Source organism: Mucilaginibacter sp. (genome assembly GCF_036383575.1).
Taxonomy (GTDB): Bacteria; Bacteroidota; Bacteroidia; order Sphingobacteriales; family Sphingobacteriaceae; genus Mucilaginibacter.
The window spans coordinates 1-7,218 of sequence record NZ_DASVOB010000807.1; the positions used below are offsets into that span (position 1 = coordinate 1).

General features: G+C 43.3%; 7 protein-coding genes. 2 read left to right on the forward strand and 5 right to left on the reverse strand.

Annotated features, from left to right (window positions below; all coding sequences use genetic code 11):
- The 3 genes from bioA to VF500_RS28710 form a co-directional block, all read right to left on the reverse strand.
- A partial coding sequence (gene bioA / locus VF500_RS28700) for an adenosylmethionine--8-amino-7-oxononanoate transaminase (RefSeq protein ID WP_330862940.1) occupies positions 1-902 on the reverse strand: 902 nt, incomplete at its 3' end.
- Positions 899-1,339: an NUDIX domain-containing protein gene (locus VF500_RS28705; protein WP_330862941.1), complete on the reverse strand. Its 441-nt coding sequence runs from the start codon at positions 1,337-1,339 to the stop codon at positions 899-901. The genes bioA and VF500_RS28705, both read right to left, overlap by 4 nt.
- Positions 1,339-2,313 (reverse strand): cation diffusion facilitator family transporter, encoded by a 975-nt coding sequence (locus tag VF500_RS28710; protein ID WP_330862942.1) that lies wholly within the window; start codon positions 2,311-2,313, stop codon positions 1,339-1,341. Before VF500_RS28710 ends, VF500_RS28705 begins: the two co-directional genes overlap by 1 nt.
- A 92-nt stretch (positions 2,314-2,405) precedes the next feature.
- Between VF500_RS28710 and VF500_RS28715 the strand changes: the two genes are divergently transcribed.
- Positions 2,406-3,599, forward strand: coding sequence for a pyridoxal phosphate-dependent aminotransferase (locus VF500_RS28715; protein ID WP_330862943.1), 1,194 nt, complete (start codon positions 2,406-2,408; stop codon positions 3,597-3,599).
- Between the two features lie 207 nt (positions 3,600-3,806).
- On the opposite strand, the gene VF500_RS28720 is transcribed toward VF500_RS28715, so the two are convergent.
- On the reverse strand, positions 3,807-4,361 hold the full coding sequence (locus VF500_RS28720) for a hypothetical protein (RefSeq protein ID WP_330862944.1): 555 nt from the start codon (positions 4,359-4,361) through the stop codon (positions 3,807-3,809).
- 86 nt (positions 4,362-4,447) lie between these two features.
- On the opposite strand from VF500_RS28720, the gene VF500_RS28725 reads away from it, so the two are divergent.
- Entirely contained in the window at positions 4,448-4,675 is a 228-nt protein-coding gene (locus VF500_RS28725; protein WP_330862945.1) for a hypothetical protein, read from the forward strand.
- Between the two features lie 89 nt (positions 4,676-4,764).
- Here the strand turns inward: VF500_RS28725 and VF500_RS28730 are convergent.
- Positions 4,765-7,218 (reverse strand): efflux RND transporter permease subunit (locus VF500_RS28730; protein ID WP_330862946.1); only part of this gene is annotated, 2,454 nt, incomplete at its 5' end.

The following is a 7,218-nucleotide window of genomic DNA, read 5'->3' on the forward strand; positions in this document are numbered from 1 at the left end:
GTAAATGAATGCCCGTGAAAAAGGGTTTTCAGTTTATCTTCAGATAAAAAGGCATCATAAATTTGCTGCGTGCAGGTAGTTAACCCCAAAGCCATGGTACCACCAGTAAGCCCTTTGGAGAAACACATGATATCCGGCTCAACATGTACATGATTTGTAGCGAAAGGCTTCCCTGTGCGCCCGAAGCCGGTAAATACTTCATCAGCAATCAGCAGCACTTCTTCCTCCCGGCAATGCGCCATCAATTCATTCATGTATTCGGCCTCATACATGATCATCCCTGCCGAGCCCTGAACCAGCGGCTCAAAAATAAAACAGGCGGTTTCTGACTTTATACTTGAAACTTTCGACTTAAGACTTTCAATATTGTCCTTGTTGGGAATATCAATAAACTCCACTTCGAAAAGTAAACTATCAAAAGCTTTGGTGAATGCGCTGCGGCCGCTTACCGCCATGGCACCAAAGGTATCACCGTGATAAGCATTATTAAAAGCGATAATTTTAGTACGCTGATCGCCTTTGTTGAGCCAGTATTGCAGGCACATTTTTATGGCTACCTCAATAGCGGTTGAACCATTATCTGAATAGAAAGCCTTCTTTTGATTAGCCGGTAAAATGGCAAGCAGGCGTTCGGCCAGCTCAACGGCACCTTCGTGCGTAAAGCCTGCAAATATCACATGCTCCAGTTTATGTAGCTGTTCTGATACTTTCTTGGCGATATAAGGATGCGCATGCCCGTGGATATTTACCCACCATGATGATACGGCATCTATGTATTGTTTACCCTCTTCGTCAAATAACAGCGCTCCTTCTCCCCGCACAATGCCTACCGGCGGCTGCGCGGTTTTCATTTGGGTATAAGGGTGCCATATTACTCGTAAATCCCTTTCGGTAAGGTTCATAGTTCGTTCTGTAAAAGTTCAACCACACGTTTATCTGTCGGAAATTCAAAGTCGGCTACACTTAGCGCGGTTAGCGGCACCCACCTGAAAGCCTGCAACACCTCTCCTTCGCAATCAAAATCAAAGGCTACGGCTTTTATATTCAAATTAACCGGGGTAAGGCTTCTCACCATATAATATACACTGATGATCTGCGAATTATTAAATGCCGATTTTACAGCAAAATCTGTAGTATAAAAATGACTTACCACTTCTATTTCCAGGTTACACTCTTCCATAAACTCGCGTTTAAGGCCATCTATGAGGCCTTCGCCAAGCTCAAGGCCTCCCCCCGGAAATTTTGAAAAACGTATGCCATACTCCTGTTCATCGCTTATTAGCAATTCATCGTCATCATTCAACAGCAGACCGTAAACCCTTACATTAAAGTATTCCATTATTCAAAGTGTTTTTTATTGCGTACAACCTTTTCCAACGTCCAGGCTATGGTTTCGGTTTGTGCTTCCGACCGGATAGGGCAATTGGGCATGCTACAGTAGTGGCAGCAATCAGGCAAACAGGGATCCGCATGGATAAAAAGCTCAGTTTTGATACCCATATCCTTATTGATCATCTTATCCACCAACGAGATCTCGGTATGCACCGTATTCAAATCAAAATAGCTTGGCAGGGTCATGTGGCAATCAATGTGGAGTTCATGGCCATACTTTTGCGCACGCAGGTTATGCACATCTATCCAGGCCTCTCGGCGTTTCTCGCTTAAAACATGTACAATATCGGTCACCACCTGAAAATCGGCCTCATCCATCAATCCCCCTACCGATTTACGCACCAGTTTGTAACTGCTATATATAATATACAAGCCAACCAGTATAGATAATACACTATCCAGCCATAAAATGCCGGTAAATTCAATCAGCAATAAACCAACTACCAAACCACCGCTGGTAACGGTATCGGCCAGTAAATGACGACCGTCGGCATCAAGGGTCATGGAGCGAAGTTCCTTTCCCTTGCTGATCATATAATAACCAAGCGCGCCATTAATGGCCCCGGTGATACCTATGATAATAGCACCGGTAAACAGGTCGTGGATAATATTAGGATAGAAAAAGCTGTAAACAGATTTTACGATGATGATACACCCTGCAATACCAATAAGCGAGCCTTCAATAAAAACAGAGAAGAACTCCACTTTACCATGCCCATAAGGATGGTTTTCATCACGTGGTAAGGCTGAGAGATAGATACTGTAAAAAGCAAATGAGCTTGCTATGACGTTTACAATGCTTTCGGCGGCATCGGTTAGTACAAAGTTGGAGGCTGTTAAAAAGTAGGCGCCAAATTTCGCCAGCATCAGCACTATCCCCGTTATCAGCGAAATTAATATGATCCTTTTTTGTTGATTCAAAGCAAGGTGTTATTAGGCCGCAAATTTAAAAAATAACAACCGTAAGTAGCAGTAAAGTTATTTTCTATATTTGCCGCGATAACATAATTTATATGAGCGCATTAAGTACCCGGATACAAAACCTGTCCGAATCTGCAACAATTAAAATGGCCAAATTGGGCCGTGAACTTGCCGCTAAAGGTGTCGACGTGATCAGCCTTAGCTTTGGCGAACCTGATTTTCATACCCCTGAGCACATCAAGGAAGCCGCCAAGCAGGCCATGGACAAGAACTTCACCTACTACACACCCGTAGCAGGCTACCCTGAACTTCGTAAAGCCGTAGTTGCCAAGCTGAAGAACGAGAACAATCTTGATTATGATTTCAGCGAGATCGTGGTTTCAACAGGCGCCAAACAAGCTATCGCCAACGCGGTATTGTGTTTGGTTAATCCCGGCGAAGAAGTGATCATCCCTACCCCTTACTGGGTTTCATACAGCGAAGTGGTTAAACTTGCCGAAGGTAAAAGCGTTTTCATCAACACTACTGTTGATACCAACTTTAAAATTACTCCGGAGCAATTAGAGGCTGCTATTACGCCTAATACCAAGCTGTTCATGTTTTCATCGCCATGTAACCCTACAGGTAGTGTTTACAGCAAAGACGAGCTGGAAGGTTTGGCAAAAGTATTTGAAAAACACCCGCATGTTTATATCCTGAGCGACGAGATCTACGAGCATATCAACTTTGTTGACAAGCACGAGTCTATCGCGCAGTTTGATTATATTAAAGACCGTGTGGTGATCATCAATGGTTGGTCGAAAGCTTTCGCTATGACCGGTTGGAGGATTGGTTACACTGCCAGCACCAAAGAACTTGCATCTGCTTTTGATAAAATGCAGGGCCAGGTAACTTCAGGTACCTGTTCAATTACCCAGCGTGCAGGTGTTGCCGCTTACGAGGGTGGTTTGGAAAGCGTACTTGAAATGCGTGCAGCATTCAAAAAACGCCGCGATATTGTTTATAAACTATTGAGCGAAATAGAAGGCATTAAAGTGAACCTGCCGGATGGCGCGTTTTACTTTTTCCCTAATGTTACTTCATTCTTCGGTAAAAGCTATGAAGGCCGCTTGATCAATGATTCTGACGACCTGAGCCTTTACCTGCTTGAAGAAGGTCACGTAGCTACCGTAGGTGGCGACTCGTTTGGCGATCCGTCTTCTATCCGTTTATCATATGCTGCTGCTGAAGAGACGCTGATAGAAGCTATGAGAAGACTGAAAGAAGCCCTGGGTAAATTGGCGTAATAAGAACCATGATTTTTAGGATTTGAGGATTGTCAGGATACTTGTTGTTTTATCCTATTTACAAATCCTATAAATCCGGTAAATCTCCCCGAATCCCGGTTCAGAAATAAAAAATCCCCTTGCCAATGGCAAGGGGATTTTTTGTTGTAACTACTTTTTGAAAATCAGGGCAATTCTGAAATCCTAAAAATCATAGTTCTACAGCTCTTATAAACCAAAGCCATAAGCAATACGTAAACCTACAGTACCGTAGTTGCCGCTATCGCCACCCGAGAAGTTTTCATAACGAACACCTACATCCCATGATTTGCTCGCATAGCCTAACCCTGGTGATAAAATCAGTTTGGTGCTTTTGCTGCCATCCACATTTCTGTAGTCATCTTTGGTTTCGAAACCGGCACCCACTTCACCAGCAAAATAGAAGCCATCACCCAAAAATGCCTTGGCACCTGCTTTAACAGGTACTAAACCAAATGAAGGGTATTTAGCATCCGATCCGTCAATGATCTTCTTACCAAAATAGTTATAATAACCTGAAGTAAGCGTTAATGCTACACTACTATTAACACCGTATTGCAAGCGGGCGGTACCGCCTAAACCAACATTCGAGATATCATGCAAACCTCCGGTCGGTAATAATCCTTCAACACCTACACCAAAACGTAATTGGTTTGGAGGGGTAGTTTGAGCTTTAACATTTGTTCCGATAAAGATAGCCACCGCAGTAAATGCCGAAGCTATCATTTTAGTCATTGTTTTCATAGTTGTGTTTTTTTAGTCAAATTCTACAATGATCATTTTTAATTTTTCATTGTATTAACTCCTCCTTAACAAATACTTTGCCATTATTGGCATTATTTACCATTGCAGATATTGTTTTAACTATTAAAATAAATGCAATTAATCCAATCTTTGGCAGCTTAATAATTGAAAATCAGCGCTGTTTTAACCAATTAAAACCAGTAAAAACACAAGCATTGTTACGGGGGCACATTGTTAAAAATCCAGTAGGAACTGCCCTGCTTATACTTCAAAAGTGTACACAAACACGAAATTTTTTCGCTATAAATAATTGATTTACGAAGTATAGCAGCGTACCAAAACCAGTATAAAACAAAAAAGAGGGGCTTGTGCCCCTCTTTTTTACAAAATTTAAACAATATGGTTATGCCTCCGGCCCATGCTTTTTAGGGTCATAATTTTTTTCAAGCTCGGCAAGTTTTTCTTTACCATAAGCCATTTTAGTGATCAGGTAAAATAATACCGGCACTATAAATATAGCTAACGAGGTAGCGGTAAGCATCCCCCCAAACACTGTCCAGCCTATGGTTTTACGGGCTTCAGCACCTGCGCCTGAAGCTATCATCAACGGTACTACACCTAATATAAATGCCATAGAGGTCATGATAATTGGCCTTAAACGCAGGCGAACGGCCTCAAGCGTAGCTTTTTCAAGCTCCATACCCGCATCCACACGTTCTTTGGCAAACTCCACTATTAGAATGGCGTTTTTGGCCGCCAACCCTATCAGCGTTATCAAACCGATCTGCGCGTAAACGTTATTGGTCAAGCCGTCAAAAAACGACAGAAACAAAATAGCCCCAAATGCACCTAACGGCACCGAAAGCAGTACAGAGAAAGGTACCGACCAGCTCTCATACAAAGCCGCCAGGAACAGGAATACGAAACCTATAGAAAGGGCAAAAATGTAAACCGTTTTCGAACCGGACAATAACTCCTCACGGCTCAATCCCGAAAACTCGTAGCCATATCCTTGCGGCAATACCTGTGCGGCTGTTTCTTTCAGGGCGGTAATAGCGTCACCACTACTGTAGCCCGGCTTGGTACTACCATTGATCTCCGCCGAACGGAACAGGTTATAGTGTGATATCAGCGGTGAGTTTTCTATTACTTTATATGATGTAAGTGTGCTTAACGGCACCATGGCACCGGCAGAGTTACGTACAAAATACTGTCCTATGTTTTGCACATTGGTGCGGTAGCTGGTATCGGCCTGCGCCACTACCCTGAAGTTACGTCCGTAAATGGTAAAATCGTTGATATAGGTACTACCTAAATATGTTTGCAGTGCGTTGTTGATGTCAGATATTGCCACGCCCAGTTTTTTTGCTTTCTCCCTGTCAACAGTTAACTGGTAAGCCGGTGTACTTGCAGTGAAGAAAGAGAAGGCCCGTGCAATTTCTTTCCGTTGATTGATCGCACCGACGAAAGTTTTCAATGTTTTTTCAAACACCTTGATATCGCCGCCGGCCTGTTTCTCTTCCAATATAAACGAGAAACCACCGGTACTACCCAAACCCGGGATAGCTGGCGGCTGGATCACCACCACGTTGGCTTCTTTGTATTTGGCCAGCTTTTGATTTAACCGGGCAACAAGGGCGGTTATTTGCTGTGATTTCTCTTTACGTTCGTCCCAGGGTTTAAGCTGCACGAATATGGTAGCACTGTTTGATTTACTCGCAAAGCTGATGGCATTCAAACCACCCAAAGCCGCGTAGTGGGCTATTTCAGGTACGCTATCAAGCGTTTTCATCATATCATGCAATACATCAACTGTACGACCTGTTGAAGAGGCCTCGGGCAGGTCATAAGTGATATAAACGCGACCGTCATCTTCCAATGGAATAAATCCTGAAGGTTTTCGTTGAAATAATATTATTGCCCCTGCTATAATGCAAACCAGAACAATAATTACATACTTTGAATTTTTGATGCTCTTATCAACCGTATTACGGTACCTGCCTGTTACACGGGTAAACCAGGTGTTAAACTTAAAGAAGAATTTATTAAGCCCTCCGGAGTTTTCATCGATCTTATGCGGACGAAGCAACAGGGTACACAATGCCGGTGTTAACGAAAGCGCCACAAAAGCAGAGATCAATACGGATATAGCAATAGTGATAGCAAACTGCTGGTACAACCGCCCTACTATACCCGGCACAAACCCTACTGGCACAAACACCGCTGCCAGGATCAAGGCTATGGCTATTACCGGTGCCGAAATATCGGCCATGGCGTGTTGGGTAGCCTCTTTAGGTGTCATGCCCTCTTCATCCATGTAATGCTGTACGGCCTCAACCACCACGATAGCATCATCCACCACAATACCGATAGCGAGTACGAAACCGAATAGCGTTAGCGTATTGATGGTAAAGTTGAGCGGTATAAAAAAGATGAATGTACCAATAATGGATACAGGAATTGCCAACACCGGAATAAGCGTAGTGCGCCAACTTTGCAGAAATAGGAACACCACCAAAATAACCAGTACCAGGGCAATAACCAGTGTTTCGATAACTTCGCTCACTGATACTTTTACTACTGTGATAGCCTCAAACGGAACTACGTAATCAATATCTTTCGGGAAGCTCTTTTTAAGCTCATCCATTGTTGCGTAAACATTATCCGCAGTTTCAAGCGAGTTGCTGTTTGGCGCCTGGTAAACCAGCAGGTAAGAAGCTCTTTTGCCGTCAACAAATGAGTTACCTGAGTAGTTGAATTTACCAAGCTCTATCCTGGCCACATCTTTAAGGTGCACTATACCACCATTGTTCGGCTGGGTTTTAACAACCACATTACCAAATTCTTCGGGTTTGCT